Raw genomic sequence first — 13357 nt, 5'->3', positions numbered from 1 at the left:
CGGTCAGCGGCTCAGGCACCAGCAGCATCGTGCTCACGGGCACGCTCAGCAACATCAACACTTATCTGGGCACGGTCGCCAACCAGCCGAACTACACCCCGGTTGCCAATGCCAATGGTGCGGTCACCCTGACCATGGTGACCAATGACGGCGGCAACACGGGCACGGGTGGTGCGTTGAGCGACAGCGACACGATCAACATCAACATCACCGCCGTTAACGACGCGCCGGTTGTGACGACGCAGAGCCCGACAACTATAAACGCCAATAGCGGCCAGTTAGTGAGTTCATTCCGGAGCTCCACCGATGTCGACACGGGGGCGGTCGGTGGTATTGCCATCACGAACCTAAGTGCGAACGGCGGAGGCAATTGGCAGTTTTCAACCGACGGGGGCTCGACGTGGAACAGCATTGGCACAGTGACCACTAGTTCCGCACTGCTGCTACGTGACGTTGACCGAGTGCGTATTGCAGGGTCTGGGAATAGCGGTAGTCTTAGTTACAAGGCCTGGGATCAAACCTCAGGCACGTTTGGGAACAAAGCCGATCCTGGCGCCGGGGGAGGTAGCAGTGCGTTCGGCACGGGAACGAATACGCTCTCAGCAACGCATCCCGCAGGCGTCGCTGGCGAACCCATTAACTTGGCGCTGACTGACCCGTTGGCGGATCACTTCGGGGCCACCACGGTCACGGTCGGCGGTGTTCGTTCAGGCTGGAGCTTGAACGAGGGGATTAACAACGGCGACGGCACATGGACTGTGCAGACGAACGATCCGACCGCGCTGACCGTTACCACGCCAACGGATTTCGCAGGCGCGGTGGTACTTAGCGTCAGCATGAGTTGGACCAACGCTGACGGAAGCACGGGCAATGCGTTTGTGGCTGACAACGTCGAAGCCTACGCCCCTGGCTCACCGATCTTCGCCTTGTCCATCGACGACAACCTGACCGGCTCGACTGGCGCCGACACGTTCGTCTTCGCCCAGCCGATCGGCAACAACCAGATCTACAATTTCGATGTCGCAGCAGACAAGATCGACTTGATCGGCTTCACCGGTGTCACTGGTTATGCTGACTTGAGTATCACTAACGACGCAAACGGCGATGCGCTGGTCAACATCGGCTCCGGCCAGACGGTCACCCTCAAAGGTGTCGATGCGGCGGACTTGAGCGAAGCGAACTTCCAGTTCGATGTGGACCCGCTCACCAACAACGCCGGTACCCTCAGCATTGCCGACGGCGCGATCATGCCGTTCGGTGGCAGCATCCATAACAGCGGCACGATCGAGCTCGGCTCCACCGGCAGTGCGACCCACCTTGAGATTCTGTTTCGTGGCGCAACCTTGACCGGTGGCGGTCAAGTGCAGCTATCCGACAGCGCGCAGAACGTGATTTTCGGCGGCAGCGCCGACACCGTGCTGACCAACGTCGACAACCGCATTTCCGGCGCCGGCCAGTTGGGCGCAGGGCAGATGATATTGGTCAATGCGGGGCTGATCCTGGCCAGCGGAGTGAACAGCCTGGTGCTCGACACCGGCACCCACACCATCACCAACAGCGGAGTGCTGGAATCTACGGGTACAGGCGGCATGACGGTGGCCAGTGTGGTCGACAACTCCGGCCACCTGTGGGCCAATGGTGGCGACCTGCACCTGCTGGCCGACGTGACCGGCAATGGCAGCGCCACTATCGACGGCGACGCAACCCTGAGCTTCGATGGCACTGCCCATACCTCAGTCGCCTTCCACGGCGAAGGTGCGGGCACGCTGGTGATCGCACAGGCCGAAGCGGCGGGCTCGCTGGTCGGCATCCTCGGTCTGGAAAGCGATGACATGCTGACCTTCGGCGATCTCGCCTTCGGCGCCAACACCCAACTCAGCTACAACGCCAACGCCTCTGGCGCCGGCGGCCTGCTGACGGTGGATGACGGTGTGCACCGGGCTGAAGTGAATCTGCTGGGGCACTATTCGGTGAATGACTTCCAGGCCACCGACGGCGGCGAGGCCGGCACCCAGGTCAGTTACCACGGCGAATCCAGCGGCACACTGGTGGGGACTATGGCGGCGGACGTAATCAGTGGCGGCGACGGCAACGACATCATTGTGGGTCGTGGCGGGGAGGACACGCTCAGCGGTGGCGCGGGAGCCGATGTGTTCGCCTACTTCAACGTGAATGAAGGCGGCGACCATATTCTCGACTACAACTTCGCCGAAGGTGACACAGTCGACCTCTCCGCACTGCTCAACGCCAACTTCGTTAACGGCACCAGCCAGGTGTCCGACTTTGTCCAACTGGCACAGTCCGGCAGCGACATCACCGTGAAGGTGGATGTCGATGGCGCAGCCAATGGTACGAACTTCGCCGATGTGGCGGTTCTTGCCAACACGGGCACGAGCGGTACCGATCTGGTGCGCACCTGGTTTGGGGAGGCTGACCATACGCTGACGGCTTGATATTGGGCTGGAGTTGAATCCACCGCTGCAGACAGCCACAAAAAAGCCCCACCAGATCACTCTGCGTGGGGCTTTCAAATTTATGGTGTCCCAGGGCAGGTTCGAACTGCCAACCTTCCCCTTAGGAGGGGGATGCTCTATCCAATTGAGCTACTGAGACACAGATCGACCACGAAGAAACGCGGTGCGATGGACGGCAAGCATGTTAACGGGCAGGCCTGCTTTTGTCATGTCGTCCGTTGGGCTTTTTAAGTGTAGGCAGACGCCTCGCAGGAGCGTGGCTTTGTTTACCGTGCAAATTGCATCACCGCAAAATGCCATCATTGCAAAATGCAATGCAGGCACTTCGGGCAAATATCTTAATTCATTGTTTTTAAAGGATTTAATTACCGTTAGACTCTTGGCATGCGAGCTGCTTTAGCTGTTCTCGAAGAACAACGGAGGCAAGCCTCATGAACAGCGCCCTTTTACTCTCGATCGCGACCGCACTGGCGATTCTGCTGGGCTTTCATTTTGCCCCCGAGAGCGGTGTTGAGCCGGTTGCTCAACGCATGCCTCATTACCTTCAGGTGCAAAGAGCACCTCAACTGGCGGTAATGGGCGATCAGCGCAGCTTTGTCAGCCAAGAGGTGAGCCAGGAGGGCATTCTGCTGCCGGCTCAGTCTTCAGAACGTTTGGTATTTTGAATCACCCCCATCAGGAGCACCGCATGTCCAAATCAGCCGCAGGGTTTTTCATCCTCGCCTTACTGAGCGGCATTCTTCATCTGTCAGTGGTCCAGGATACGGTCGTCACCCTGCCTTTGATCGCCAGCGGCGTGTTCGGTGCTCTGTTTGTGCTGGCGCTGATTGCCGGGCGCAAGATCAAGTTCGATCCGGTACTGCGTTAATCCTCAACAGGTCCAGCAGATGGGCAACTGTGGTGGACAGTTCGCCTGAATTGTCGAGTCGATGGATCTGCGCGTCACCGATTGAACCCTCTGCCGTGAATAACCCATTACGGTGCAGCCTCGCTTCAATCTCAGCAACACTTTCGCGACCACGGCGCAGCAGACGCTCTCGCAGCACTTCATCCTTGACCGTCAAAAGAACCGGCAATAGCGTTGGATACCGGTGCAGCGCCTGAGCCAGATGGCCGCGAGAGCCGTTGACCAAGACGTGCCGACCGTCATTGAGCCATTGATCTATTTCGATCGGAATACCGTAATCCAGGCCATTGGCGTTCCAGCACAGCGCGAAATCGCCCTCGACTCTGCGCTGCTCGAACTCTTCCCGGGAAACGCCAATCGCCTCCTCGCCCACTGATTCGGCCGACCGCGTGATGACCCGACGCACCACTTCACAATTGAGCGTCTGCAACGGCTCTCGAGCGGCTTCGATGAGGCTGTCCTTGCCGGACCCAGAAGGCCCCATCAAGTAAATCAGCCTGCCATCCATCTTGAAATCACCTCGCACTGCATGTCTTCCCCTAGTAAATCGGCCAATTGCCACTATCCTGTACCAGTAAGGAACGCTGATCGAATCTGCACAGCATGCGCCTTCAGGCGTCTCAGGACATCACCTGTCGGGCAAGAGGAAACGGCCAGCAATACGGACCAGGGCAAACTTTTCAAACCAGTCCGCATTTCTGATAATTGGTGCTGGCATAACGCCTTTATCCAGTTCAATATTTGTCACAGAATTGACGCCAATGAACTGGCTACTTTGAGGCATGATGCGAGCCTCTATCAATTCAGGTTGAACATTTGGCCAGACCGCTTGTCCTATCAGACATCCTGCGGCCAATCCCGAGAACCGCTCCCCTGAACTAACCGGTTAAATATATGCGCCCATTGAAACAGGCAATTTATTCCAGCCGTACGGCTGACAAGTTCGTCGTACGTCTGCCAGACGGAATGCGTGAACGCATTGCCGAGGTGGCTCGCAATCATCATCGCAGCATGAACTCCGAAATCATCGCGCGCCTTGAACAGAGCCTTATTCAAGAAGGCGCGCTGGGCGAAGAATTGAGCATGCGCCTGGACAGCCCGGAGCTGTCATTGCACGAACGTGAACTGCTGCAACGCTTCCGCCAACTCTCCCACCGTCAGCAGAATGCCCTTGTTTCGCTGATTGCGCATGATGCCGAAATGGCCACAGACGCTTCCTGATTTCATCCGAAAGTTCAAGCCAGCTTAATCGCTGGCTTTTTTTTGCCTGAAATTCGGGCATAAAAAAACCCGCCGATTGATTGGCGGGTTTTTAATGTCGATAAGTCAGAGCAGGAAGATCGTCGCCAACCCGAGAAAGATGAAGAACCCGCCACTGTCCGTCATAGCGGTGATCATCACACTGGCGCCCATCGCAGGATCGCGCCCAAGCCGCGCCAGGGTCATGGGAATCAACACCCCCGCCAATGCCGCCAGCAATAGGTTGAGCGTCATGGCAGCGGTCATCACTACCCCCAGAGACCAACTGCCATACAACAGATAGGCGACGACACCGATCACACCGCCCCAGACCAGGCCATTGATCAGACCTACCGCCAACTCCTTGCGCATCAGGCGCGAAGTGTTGCCGGTGCTGACCTGATCCAGCGCCATGGCCCGAACGATCATGGTGATCGTCTGGTTACCCGAGTTGCCACCGATACCCGCCACGATCGGCATCAGTGCCGCCAACGCCACCAATTTCTCGATGGAGCCTTCGAAAAGACCAATCACCCTGGATGCGATGAATGCGGTGATCAGGTTAATTGCCAGCCAGGCCCAACGGTTACGCAGGGATTTCCAGACTGACGCAAAAATATCTTCCTCTTCACGCAGACCCGCCATGTTGAGAACTTCGTTTTCGCTCTCTTCACGAATCAGGTCGACCATTTCATCGATGGTCAGACGGCCGATCAGCTTGCCGTTCTTGTCGACTACAGGCGCCGAGATCAAGTCGTAACGTTCGAACGCCTGAGCAGCGTCATAGGCGTCTTCGTCCGGGTGAAAACTCACCGGGTCGCTGGCCATGACTTCAGAAACCTGTTTTTCCGGGTCGTTCACCAGCAAACGCTTGATTGGCAACACGCCCTTGAGCACGCCGTCGTAATCGACCACGAACAGCTTGTCCGTGTGGCTTGGCAACTCCTTGAGGCGCCGCAGGTAACGCAAAACCACTTCGAGACTGACATCCTCACGGATCGTCACCATCTCGAAGTCCATCAACGCACCGACCTGCTCCTCGTCGTAGGACAACGCAGAGCGGACGCGCTCACGCTGCTGACCATCGAGGGTTTCCATCAGCTCGTGGACGACGTCTCGCGGCAGCTCGGAGGCCAGGTCTGCAAGTTCGTCGGCGTCCATGTCCTTGGCCGCAGCCAGGAGCTCGTGATCGTCCATGTCGGCGATCAGCGTTTCACGAACCGAATCGGATACTTCGAGCAGAATGTCGCCGTCGCGATCGGCCTTGACCAATTGCCAGAGCGTCAGACGATCGTCCAGCGGCAAGGCTTCAAGGATGTAGGCGACGTCGGCGGAGTGCAGATCATCGAGCTTGCGTTGCAACTCGACGAGGTTTTGCCGGTGAACCAGGTTCTCGACCCGGTCGTGATGCGGACCTTCCTGGCGGTGAGTCAGGTCTTCGACCACCCGCTGACGCTGCAGCAGCTCAACAACTTGAGCGAGGCGGTCCTGCAAGCTTTCCTGCGTTTTCTTTACTTCAACTTCAGACATAGGCGAACTCCACTCCCAGCAGCGGGGCACGCCGGAAGGATCAATCAGTCAATTCATGATTGGAAAAACGGGGTACTGAGTAACTACTGGGTAAGTCCATGGAGGTATTCCACAAGCCCCGGCGGGGCTGACGGGCGCAATGATACACCGCCCGACGGTTTTAAACGTTAAAAAATCGTGGCTGAAACAAGCGCTTGCAAGACAAACCTGAGCACCGCCCTGATCCATGGAACTGCGACGACTCATCCTGAAAAGAAAACACACCACGGCCGAAAAATGTAACGACTACCCTTCAGATGGACCGTCATGGAGGACGTTTGATGCCATCGAATGCACATTGTTTTTTGTTGATCACCCTGCTCTGCCCGTCGCCCTGGGCGCTTGCCACGACCGTTCACCGCTGCGAGGCGGCCAACGGGCGCATTACCTTCACTTCGTTGAGCTGTAAGGCCGGAGACAGCCTTTCGCTTCAGGATGTCCGCACTTTCACACCCGGCAGCACGACCGCTCTCATGCCAGAAGCCGAGAATCGCGAAACATCAGGTATGAAAATCAAAAGGAGAGATCCGACCGTCGTCGGCAAGACCGAGGACAAATGTGGAAACCTCATCAGCGCTAAAGAACGCCGCGAAGCGATCATCAATCAGCGGGTTGTTGCCGGCATGAGTCAGCAGGATGTCGAGAGCGCCCTTGGCAAGCCAGACAAGATCAATATTCGCAATTCAGCCACGAGCTACCGTTACGACACCCAGCGAGGTCGTAGCGCGCACGTTGAGTTCGACGAGAGAGGATGCACCAAAGGAAAAGCCAAATCCCAGACGGCAAAAAGCCCGCGTTAAACGCGGGCTTTTTGGTGTTTGGTGCACTCGACAGGATTCGAACCTGTGACCGCTCGGTTCGTAGCCGAGTACTCTATCCAGCTGAGCTACGAGTGCATTTGTGTTTTTATACCAGATCACAACTGGTTGAAGCCAAGTCATTCACATTACTGCAGATGACTCTTAAATGGTGCACTCGACAGGATTCGAACCTGTGACCGCTCGGTTCGTAGCCGAGTACTCTATCCAGCTGAGCTACGAGTGCATTTGTTGCCGCGCATTATAGGCCGTCTAATCTCTATGTCAAACACTTTTTCTAGTAATTTCAAACACTTACCGAAGAAGCCAGATTACAACGTACTACGCAAATAATGGCGGAGAACGGGGGATTCGAACCCCCGACACCCTTTTGAGGTGTACTCCCTTAGCAGGGGAGCGCCTTCGGCCACTCGGCCAGCTCTCCGCAACACGGGGCGTATATTAACCAGCTTCTTCCCCGTTTGCAAACATAAAAAACGATAAAAATTAATGGCTTGGTTCTTCGTCCTTCTCTTTCTTTATACGCAGGTAAATTTCCTCACGGTGGACCGCAACCTCTTTCGGGGCGTTGACACCGATACGCACTTGATTTCCTTTGACGCCGAGCACGGTCACGGTGATTTCGCCATCACCAATAATCAGGCTTTCTGCGCACCGACGAGTCAGAATCAGCATACCTTTCTCCTCACGCATTTCATTTCAGGGACAACAGTCTGCAAAAAAAAGGCACTCGACCTACAACCTGAGCGATCGCAGCCCTACATGCCTGAGTATTGACTAGCGCGAGCAAAAGAACAGCTTCGGGTCGCACCATTCAAAAAAACAAAAGGGCGCGGTCAGACCGCGCCCTTCGGTTAACGCATCACTCGCCCTGTCGGGCCGGTGCGTCCAGTTCGAAAGCCGTGTGCAGAGCGCGCACAGCCAGTTCCAGGTACTTCTCTTCGATCACTACGGAGACTTTGATCTCCGAGGTCGAGATCATCTGGATGTTGATGCTTTCCTTGGCCAGGGATTCGAACATGCGGCTGGCCACGCCTGCGTGGGAGCGCATGCCGACACCGACGATCGACACCTTGGCAATCTTGATGTCGCCAACGACTTCACGGGCACCGATCTCGCGAGCGGTGTTTTCCAGCACGGTTTGCGCGGCCTGGAAGTCATTGCGATGCACGGTGAAGGTGAAGTCGGTGGTGTTATCGTGCGCAACGTTCTGCACGATCATGTCGACTTCGATGTTCGCGGCACTGATCGGGCCGAGAATCTTGAATGCAACGCCCGGGGTGTCTGGCACGCCACGGATGGTCAGCTTGGCTTCATCGCGGTTGAAAGCGATGCCGGAAATGATCGGCTGTTCCATGGTTTCCTCTTCATCAATAGTAATGAGGGTGCCCGGACCCTCCTTGAAGCTGTGCAGTACGCGCAGCGGAACGTTGTACTTGCCGGCGAACTCCACCGCACGGATCTGCAACACCTTGGAACCGAGGCTGGCCATTTCCAGCATCTCTTCGAAGGTAATCTTGTCCAGGCGCTGAGCCACGGACACCACACGCGGGTCGGTGGTGTAGACGCCGTCGACATCGGTGTAGATCTGGCATTCGTCAGCCTTCAAGGCTGCCGCCAGCGCCACGCCGGTGGTGTCGGAACCGCCACGACCGAGGGTGGTGATGTTGCCGTGCTCGTCGACGCCCTGGAAACCGGCGACAACGACCACACGACCAGCCTTCAGATCGCCACGAATCTTCTGGTCATCAATCTGCAAGATACGCGCTTTATTGTGCGCACTGTCCGTCAGAATCCGCACCTGGTTGCCGGTGTAGGACACCGCTGGCACGCCGCGCTTGATCAGCGCCATGGCCAACAGTGCAATCGTCACCTGCTCACCGGTGGAGACGATCACGTCCAGCTCACGAGGAACCGGTTGGCCGTCGCCACTGATTTTCTTGGCCAGATCGATCAGACGGTTGGTTTCGCCGCTCATTGCAGACAGCACGACCACCAGGTCATCGCCGGCTTCGCGGAATTTCTTAACCTTGTCGGCGACCTGCTCGATTCTCTCGACAGTGCCGACCGAGGTGCCTCCAAATTTCTGTACGATCAAAGCCATTTCAAAGCCGCCTCTGCCCATGAAGGGCGCCCAAATAATCACTCAAACAGCGTTCTGGCCCGCCACTAGACTGCGGGCCGGAGACACTGCCTTATAAACCCTGCTCTACAAATGGAACAGTCAGGGCCAATGCCGCATCCAGTGCGCCAGCGTCAGTACCACCGCCTTGCGCCATGTCTGGACGACCACCGCCCTTCCCGCCCACTGCCGCAGCGGCTTGCTTCATCAAATCACCGGCTTTGAGTTGGCCAGTCAGGTCTTTGGTTACGCCTGCAACCAGAACGACCTTTTCCTCATGGACACTGCCGAGCAGGATCACTGCGCGGCCGAGTTTGTTTTTCAGTTGATCGACCAGCGCCAGCAGCGCCTTGCCGTCCTGACCGTCCAGACGCACGGCCAGCACTTTCACGCCTTTGACATCCAGGGCGGAAGCCGACAGATCGTCGCCCGCCGCGCTGGCAGCCTTGGCCTGCAACTGCTCGAGTTGCTTCTCCAGCAGACGGTTGCGCTCCAGCACAGCCGACAGCTTGTCGATCAGGTTGTCGCGGCTACCCTTGACCAGGTTGGCCGCTTCCTTGAGTTGTTCTTCAGCAGCGTTCAAGTATGCCAGCGCCGCGGCGCCAGTGACCGCTTCGATACGACGCACGCCAGAAGCCACACCGCCTTCGCTGATAATCTTCAGCAGGCCGATGTCGCCAGTCCGGCTGGCGTGGATACCACCGCACAGCTCGACGGAGAAATCACCGCCCATGCTCAATACGCGCACGTTGTCGCCGTATTTCTCGCCGAACAGCGCCATGGCGCCCTTCTGCTTGGCGGCTTCGATATCGGTTTCTTCGGTTTCAACTTCGGAGTTCTTGCGAATCTCGGCGTTGACGATGTCTTCCAGCGCCTTCAACTGCTCAGGCTTGATGGCTTCAAAGTGGCTGAAGTCAAAGCGCAGGCGCTGACTGTCGACCAACGAGCCTTTCTGCTGAACGTGGTCGCCCAGCACCTGGCGCAATGCGGCGTGCAGCAAGTGAGTCGCCGAGTGGTTCAGCGAAGTCGCGTGACGCACTTCGGCATCAACATGAGTTTCTACCGGTGCGCCCACGATCAGGCTGCCCGAATCCAGCACACCGTGGTGCAGGAACGCACCGCCGGTCTTGGTGGTGTCGCGCACATCGAAACGCGCAGCGCCAGCCTGGAGGAAGCCGCAATCACCAATCTGACCACCAGATTCCGCATAGAACGGGGTCTGATTGAGAACGACCACGCCTTCTTCGCCTTCGCTCAGTGCGTCAACTGATTGCCCGTCTTTATAGAGAGCAACGATTTTGGCGGAACCGCTGTGAGCGGTGTAACCGGTGAATTCGGTGGCCACATCAACCTTGACCAGACTGTTGTAGTCCATACCGAAGGAGCTGGCGGAACGGGCACGGACGCGCTGGGCTTCCATTTCCCGCTCGAAGCCTTCTTCGTCGATGGTCAGGCTGCGTTCGCGAGCGATGTCGCCAGTCAGGTCCATCGGGAAACCGTAGGTGTCGTAGAGTTTGAACACTACGTCGCCCGGCACCACGTCACCTTTAAGATCGGCCAGATCCTGCTCAAGGATTTTCAGGCCCTGCTCCAGGGTCTTGGCGAACTGCTCTTCTTCAGCTTTCAGTACGCGCTCGATGTGCGCCTGCTGGGATTTCAGCTCTGGGAAGGCTTCGCCCATCTCGGCGACCAGGGCTGCAACGATCTGGTAGAAGAAGCTGCCCTTGGCGCCCAGCTTGTTGCCGTGACGGCAGGCGCGACGAATGATCCGGCGCAGCACGTAGCCGCGACCTTCGTTGGACGGCAGCACGCCGTCGGCAATCAGGAAACCGCACGAGCGAATGTGGTCGGCGACGACTTTCAGGGACGCCTGATTGTCGTTGGTGCAACCGATGGCCTTGGCCGATGCGCTCAGCAGGCTCTGGAACAGGTCGATTTCATAGTTCGAGTGAACGTGCTGCAGCACGGCACTGATCCGCTCCAGGCCCATGCCGGTATCGACCGACGGCGCTGGCAGCGGGTGCAACACGCCATCGGCGGTGCGGTTGAACTGCATGAAAACGTTGTTCCAGATCTCGATGTAACGGTCGCCGTCTTCTTCCGGCGAGCCCGGTGGGCCACCCCAGATGTCGGCACCGTGATCGTAGAAAATCTCGGTGCAAGGACCACACGGGCCAGTATCGCCCATGGTCCAGAAGTTGTCGGACGCGTATGGCGCGCCTTTGTTGTCGCCGATACGAACCATGCGCTCGGCCGGAACCCCGATTTCCTTGGTCCAGATGTCGTAGGCCTCGTCATCGCTGGCGTAGACGGTGACCCAGAGCTTTTCTTTTGGCAGGTTCAGCCACTGGTCGGACGTCAGGAAGTTCCAGGCGTAGGTGATCGCATCGCGCTTGAAGTAATCACCGAAGCTGAAGTTACCCAGCATTTCGAAGAATGTGTGGTGACGGGCGGTATAACCGACGTTTTCCAGGTCGTTGTGCTTGCCGCCGGCGCGCACGCATTTCTGGCTGCTGACCGCGCGGGTGTACGCGCGCTTTTCCTGGCCCAGGAAACAGTCCTTGAACTGGTTCATCCCCGCGTTAGTGAACAGCAGGGTTGGGTCGTTGCCCGGAATCAAAGAGCTGGAGGCTACACGGGTGTGGCCTTGCTCTTCGAAGAAGCGAAGGAAGGCTTCACGGATTTCTGCGCTTTTCATTAGGTTCTTCCACGGAGGCTGCGGCCAAAGGCCTGTGCGAAACGTCAACAGACGAAGCGACGGCAAAGGGCCGCATTATATCGGCCCTGCGCGCGGGGTACAGCGTGTTTATACGATAGAAACGGTCAATTGGACCGCTAACGCTATCAGTTGCGCGAAAACTCGACGAATGTCGCGACGACCTGCTCGATTTGAGCGCGGCTGACGTCCATGTGCGTGACCATGCGCAGACGTCCGGCAGCGCTCAGCTTGATCCCGCGTTCGGCGGCAAACGCCTTGATGGCCTCGGCCTTGTCGCCCATCTGCACGTAAACCATGTTGGTCTGCACCGGCTCGACCTCGTAACCCGCCGCTCGCAAGCCTTCAGCCAGTAACTGCGCGTTGGCGTGGTCATCAGCCAGACGCTGAACATTGTTATCAAGTGCGTACAAACCTGCTGCCGCCAGAATACCGGCCTGGCGCATGCCGCCGCCGACCATCTTGCGCAGGCGTCTCGCCTTGGCGATCAATTCGACCGAACCGCACAGCACCGAACCGATCGGCGCGCCCAGGCCTTTGGACAGGCAGACCGAGACCGAATCGAAATACTGCGTGATTTCCCGGGCATCGACACCCAATTTGACCGCCGCGTTGTACAGCCGCGCGCCGTCCAGGTGCAGTTGCAACCCATGTTCGCGAGTAAAGCTACGAGCCCGCGCCAGATACTCCAGTGGCAAAACCTTGCCCTGCATGGTGTTTTCCAGCGCCAGCAAGCGAGTCCGGGCGAAGTGGAAGTCGTCCGGTTTGATCGCGGCTGCCACGTGAGTCAGGTCCAGCGAACCATCGGCCTGCACTTCCAGCGGTTGCGGCTGAATCGAACCAAGTACGGCTGCGCCGCCACCTTCGTACTTATAGGTGTGTGCCTGCTGGCCGACGATGTACTCGTCACCGCGTTCGCAGTGGGCCATCAAGCCCAGCAGATTGCTCATGGTGCCCGTCGGAACAAACAGCGCCGCAGCAAAACCCAGCCGCTTGGCCAACTCGGCTTCCAGACGATTGACCGTCGGATCTTCGCCGTAAACGTCGTCACCGGTGGCCGCGCCGGCCATGGCGTCGAGCATCCCGGCGGACGGTTGGGTGACGGTGTCGCTGCGAAGATCGATAACGCTCATGAATCTGGCCTCGGTAAGCAGGGGAAAATCCCTTTCAAGTAGGAATTACTGCGGTCATGCCGACGAATAATCAACCCTTGGGTACGAAAAGGCTTCTTGAACCGACGAAAAAGTCGATAGCAATCATCAGATAGCAGCAATGCACAGGTGAGAAATATGTGTTAAAAACGCTTCGCCGCCAAACAATCTGGCGGCAAAACGTTCTCAGGGCGGGGTGCAACTCCCCACCGGCGGTAATTGCGCGCAATGCGCATAGCCCGCGAGCGCTTGGCGACAGGCACGGCAATGGCTGTGATGGCGACAAGGTCAGCAGACCCGGTGTGATCCCGGGGCCGACGGTCATAGTCCGGATGAAGAGAGAACGGGATTGGCGCCGCCT

General features: G+C 57.8%; 12 protein-coding genes, 4 tRNA genes and 1 riboswitch. Of the genes, 5 read left to right on the top strand and 11 right to left on the bottom strand.

Annotation, left to right across the window (positions count from 1 at the left end):
- Nucleotides 1–641: 641 nt before the first annotated feature.
- On the top strand, nt 642–2453 hold the full coding sequence (locus PMI27_RS00010; protein ID WP_238545923.1) for a beta strand repeat-containing protein: 1812 nt from the start codon (nt 642–644) through the stop codon (nt 2451–2453).
- Nucleotides 2454–2536: 83 nt separating this feature from the next.
- On the opposite strand, the gene PMI27_RS0230005 is transcribed toward PMI27_RS00010, so the two are convergent.
- A tRNA-Arg gene (locus PMI27_RS0230005) sits at nt 2537–2613 on the bottom strand.
- Nucleotides 2614–2905: 292 nt separating this feature from the next.
- Between PMI27_RS0230005 and PMI27_RS00015 the strand changes: the two genes are divergently transcribed.
- Nucleotides 2906–3139 (top strand): hypothetical protein, encoded by a 234-nt coding sequence (locus PMI27_RS00015; RefSeq protein WP_008154285.1) that lies wholly within the window; start codon nt 2906–2908, stop codon nt 3137–3139.
- 23 nt (nt 3140–3162) lie between these two features.
- Entirely contained in the window at nt 3163–3342 is a 180-nt protein-coding gene (locus PMI27_RS00020) for a PA3371 family protein (RefSeq protein ID WP_008154287.1), read from the top strand.
- Here PMI27_RS00020 and phnN read toward each other — a convergent pair.
- Together phnN and PMI27_RS31930 are read right to left on the bottom strand one after the other, a co-directional pair.
- Entirely contained in the window at nt 3317–3889 is a 573-nt protein-coding gene (gene phnN / locus PMI27_RS00025) for a phosphonate metabolism protein/1,5-bisphosphokinase (PRPP-forming) PhnN (RefSeq protein WP_008154289.1), read from the bottom strand. The two genes, PMI27_RS00020 and phnN, sit on opposite strands and share 26 nt — an antisense overlap.
- A 120-nt stretch (nt 3890–4009) precedes the next feature.
- Complete coding sequence (locus PMI27_RS31930; protein ID WP_008154291.1) at nt 4010–4165, bottom strand: hypothetical protein; 156 nt, start codon at nt 4163–4165, stop codon at nt 4010–4012.
- Between the two features lie 110 nt (nt 4166–4275).
- On the opposite strand from PMI27_RS31930, the gene PMI27_RS00030 reads away from it, so the two are divergent.
- Entirely contained in the window at nt 4276–4602 is a 327-nt protein-coding gene (locus tag PMI27_RS00030) for an Arc family DNA-binding protein (RefSeq protein ID WP_008154293.1), read from the top strand.
- 105 nt (nt 4603–4707) lie between these two features.
- Here PMI27_RS00030 and mgtE read toward each other — a convergent pair whose 3' ends face one another.
- Nucleotides 4708–6150, bottom strand: a complete 1443-nt coding sequence (mgtE, locus tag PMI27_RS00035; RefSeq protein WP_008154295.1) for a magnesium transporter — start codon at nt 6148–6150, stop codon at nt 4708–4710.
- 320 nt (nt 6151–6470) lie between these two features.
- Here mgtE and PMI27_RS00040 point away from each other — a divergent pair, with 320 nt between their 5' ends.
- A complete protein-coding gene (locus tag PMI27_RS00040) occupies nt 6471–6989 on the top strand; it encodes a hypothetical protein (RefSeq protein WP_008154297.1) in 519 nt (172 codons plus the stop codon).
- A 19-nt stretch (nt 6990–7008) separates the two neighbouring features.
- Here PMI27_RS00040 and PMI27_RS0230000 read toward each other — a convergent pair.
- The 7 genes from PMI27_RS0230000 to ltaE all read right to left on the bottom strand — a co-directional run bounded on the left by PMI27_RS0230000 (nt 7009) and on the right by ltaE (nt 12978).
- A tRNA-Arg gene (locus tag PMI27_RS0230000) sits at nt 7009–7085 on the bottom strand.
- A 71-nt stretch (nt 7086–7156) separates the two neighbouring features.
- Nucleotides 7157–7233 (bottom strand) — tRNA-Arg (locus PMI27_RS0229995).
- A 107-nt stretch (nt 7234–7340) separates the two neighbouring features.
- Nucleotides 7341–7431, bottom strand: a tRNA-Ser gene (locus PMI27_RS0229990).
- Between the two features lie 62 nt (nt 7432–7493).
- Nucleotides 7494–7682: a carbon storage regulator CsrA gene (gene csrA / locus PMI27_RS00045; protein ID WP_002554426.1), complete on the bottom strand. Its 189-nt coding sequence runs from the start codon at nt 7680–7682 to the stop codon at nt 7494–7496.
- 187 nt (nt 7683–7869) lie between these two features.
- A complete protein-coding gene (locus PMI27_RS00050; RefSeq protein ID WP_008154299.1) occupies nt 7870–9111 on the bottom strand; it encodes an aspartate kinase in 1242 nt (413 codons plus the stop codon).
- Nucleotides 9112–9202: 91 nt separating this feature from the next.
- On the bottom strand, nt 9203–11827 hold the full coding sequence (gene alaS, locus PMI27_RS00055; RefSeq protein ID WP_008154301.1) for an alanine--tRNA ligase: 2625 nt from the start codon (nt 11825–11827) through the stop codon (nt 9203–9205).
- 146 nt (nt 11828–11973) lie between these two features.
- A complete protein-coding gene (gene ltaE / locus PMI27_RS00060; protein ID WP_008154303.1) occupies nt 11974–12978 on the bottom strand; it encodes a low-specificity L-threonine aldolase in 1005 nt (334 codons plus the stop codon).
- A 196-nt stretch (nt 12979–13174) separates the two neighbouring features.
- Nucleotides 13175–13345: riboswitch (FMN riboswitch) on the top strand.
- Nucleotides 13346–13357: the final 12 nt, after the last annotated feature.

Source organism: Pseudomonas sp. GM41(2012) (assembly GCF_000282315.2).
GTDB lineage: Bacteria > Pseudomonadota > Gammaproteobacteria > Pseudomonadales > Pseudomonadaceae > Aquipseudomonas.
Note: the sequence above shows the minus strand (reverse complement) of the source record. Positions and strands in the feature narration are given on the sequence as shown.

Excerpts from the sequence above, each read along its gene's own strand:
- PMI27_RS31930 (WP_008154291.1), bottom strand. The coding sequence starts at position 4,165 with ATGCCTCAAAGTAGCCAGTTCATTGGCGTCAATTCTGTGACAAATATT.
- csrA (WP_002554426.1), bottom strand. The coding sequence starts at position 7,682 with ATGCTGATTCTGACTCGTCGGTGCGCAGAAAGCCTGATTATTGGTGAT.
- mgtE (WP_008154295.1), bottom strand. The coding sequence starts at position 6,150 with ATGTCTGAAGTTGAAGTAAAGAAAACGCAGGAAAGCTTGCAGGACCGC.
- phnN (WP_008154289.1), bottom strand. The coding sequence starts at position 3,889 with ATGGATGGCAGGCTGATTTACTTGATGGGGCCTTCTGGGTCCGGCAAG.
- ltaE (WP_008154303.1), bottom strand. The coding sequence starts at position 12,978 with ATGAGCGTTATCGATCTTCGCAGCGACACCGTCACCCAACCGTCCGCC.
- PMI27_RS00040 (WP_008154297.1), top strand. The coding sequence starts at position 6,471 with ATGCCATCGAATGCACATTGTTTTTTGTTGATCACCCTGCTCTGCCCG.
- PMI27_RS00015 (WP_008154285.1), top strand. The coding sequence starts at position 2,906 with ATGAACAGCGCCCTTTTACTCTCGATCGCGACCGCACTGGCGATTCTG.
- PMI27_RS00020 (WP_008154287.1), top strand. The coding sequence starts at position 3,163 with ATGTCCAAATCAGCCGCAGGGTTTTTCATCCTCGCCTTACTGAGCGGC.
- PMI27_RS00050 (WP_008154299.1), bottom strand. The coding sequence starts at position 9,111 with ATGGCTTTGATCGTACAGAAATTTGGAGGCACCTCGGTCGGCACTGTC.
- alaS (WP_008154301.1), bottom strand. The coding sequence starts at position 11,827 with ATGAAAAGCGCAGAAATCCGTGAAGCCTTCCTTCGCTTCTTCGAAGAG.
- PMI27_RS00030 (WP_008154293.1), top strand. The coding sequence starts at position 4,276 with ATGCGCCCATTGAAACAGGCAATTTATTCCAGCCGTACGGCTGACAAG.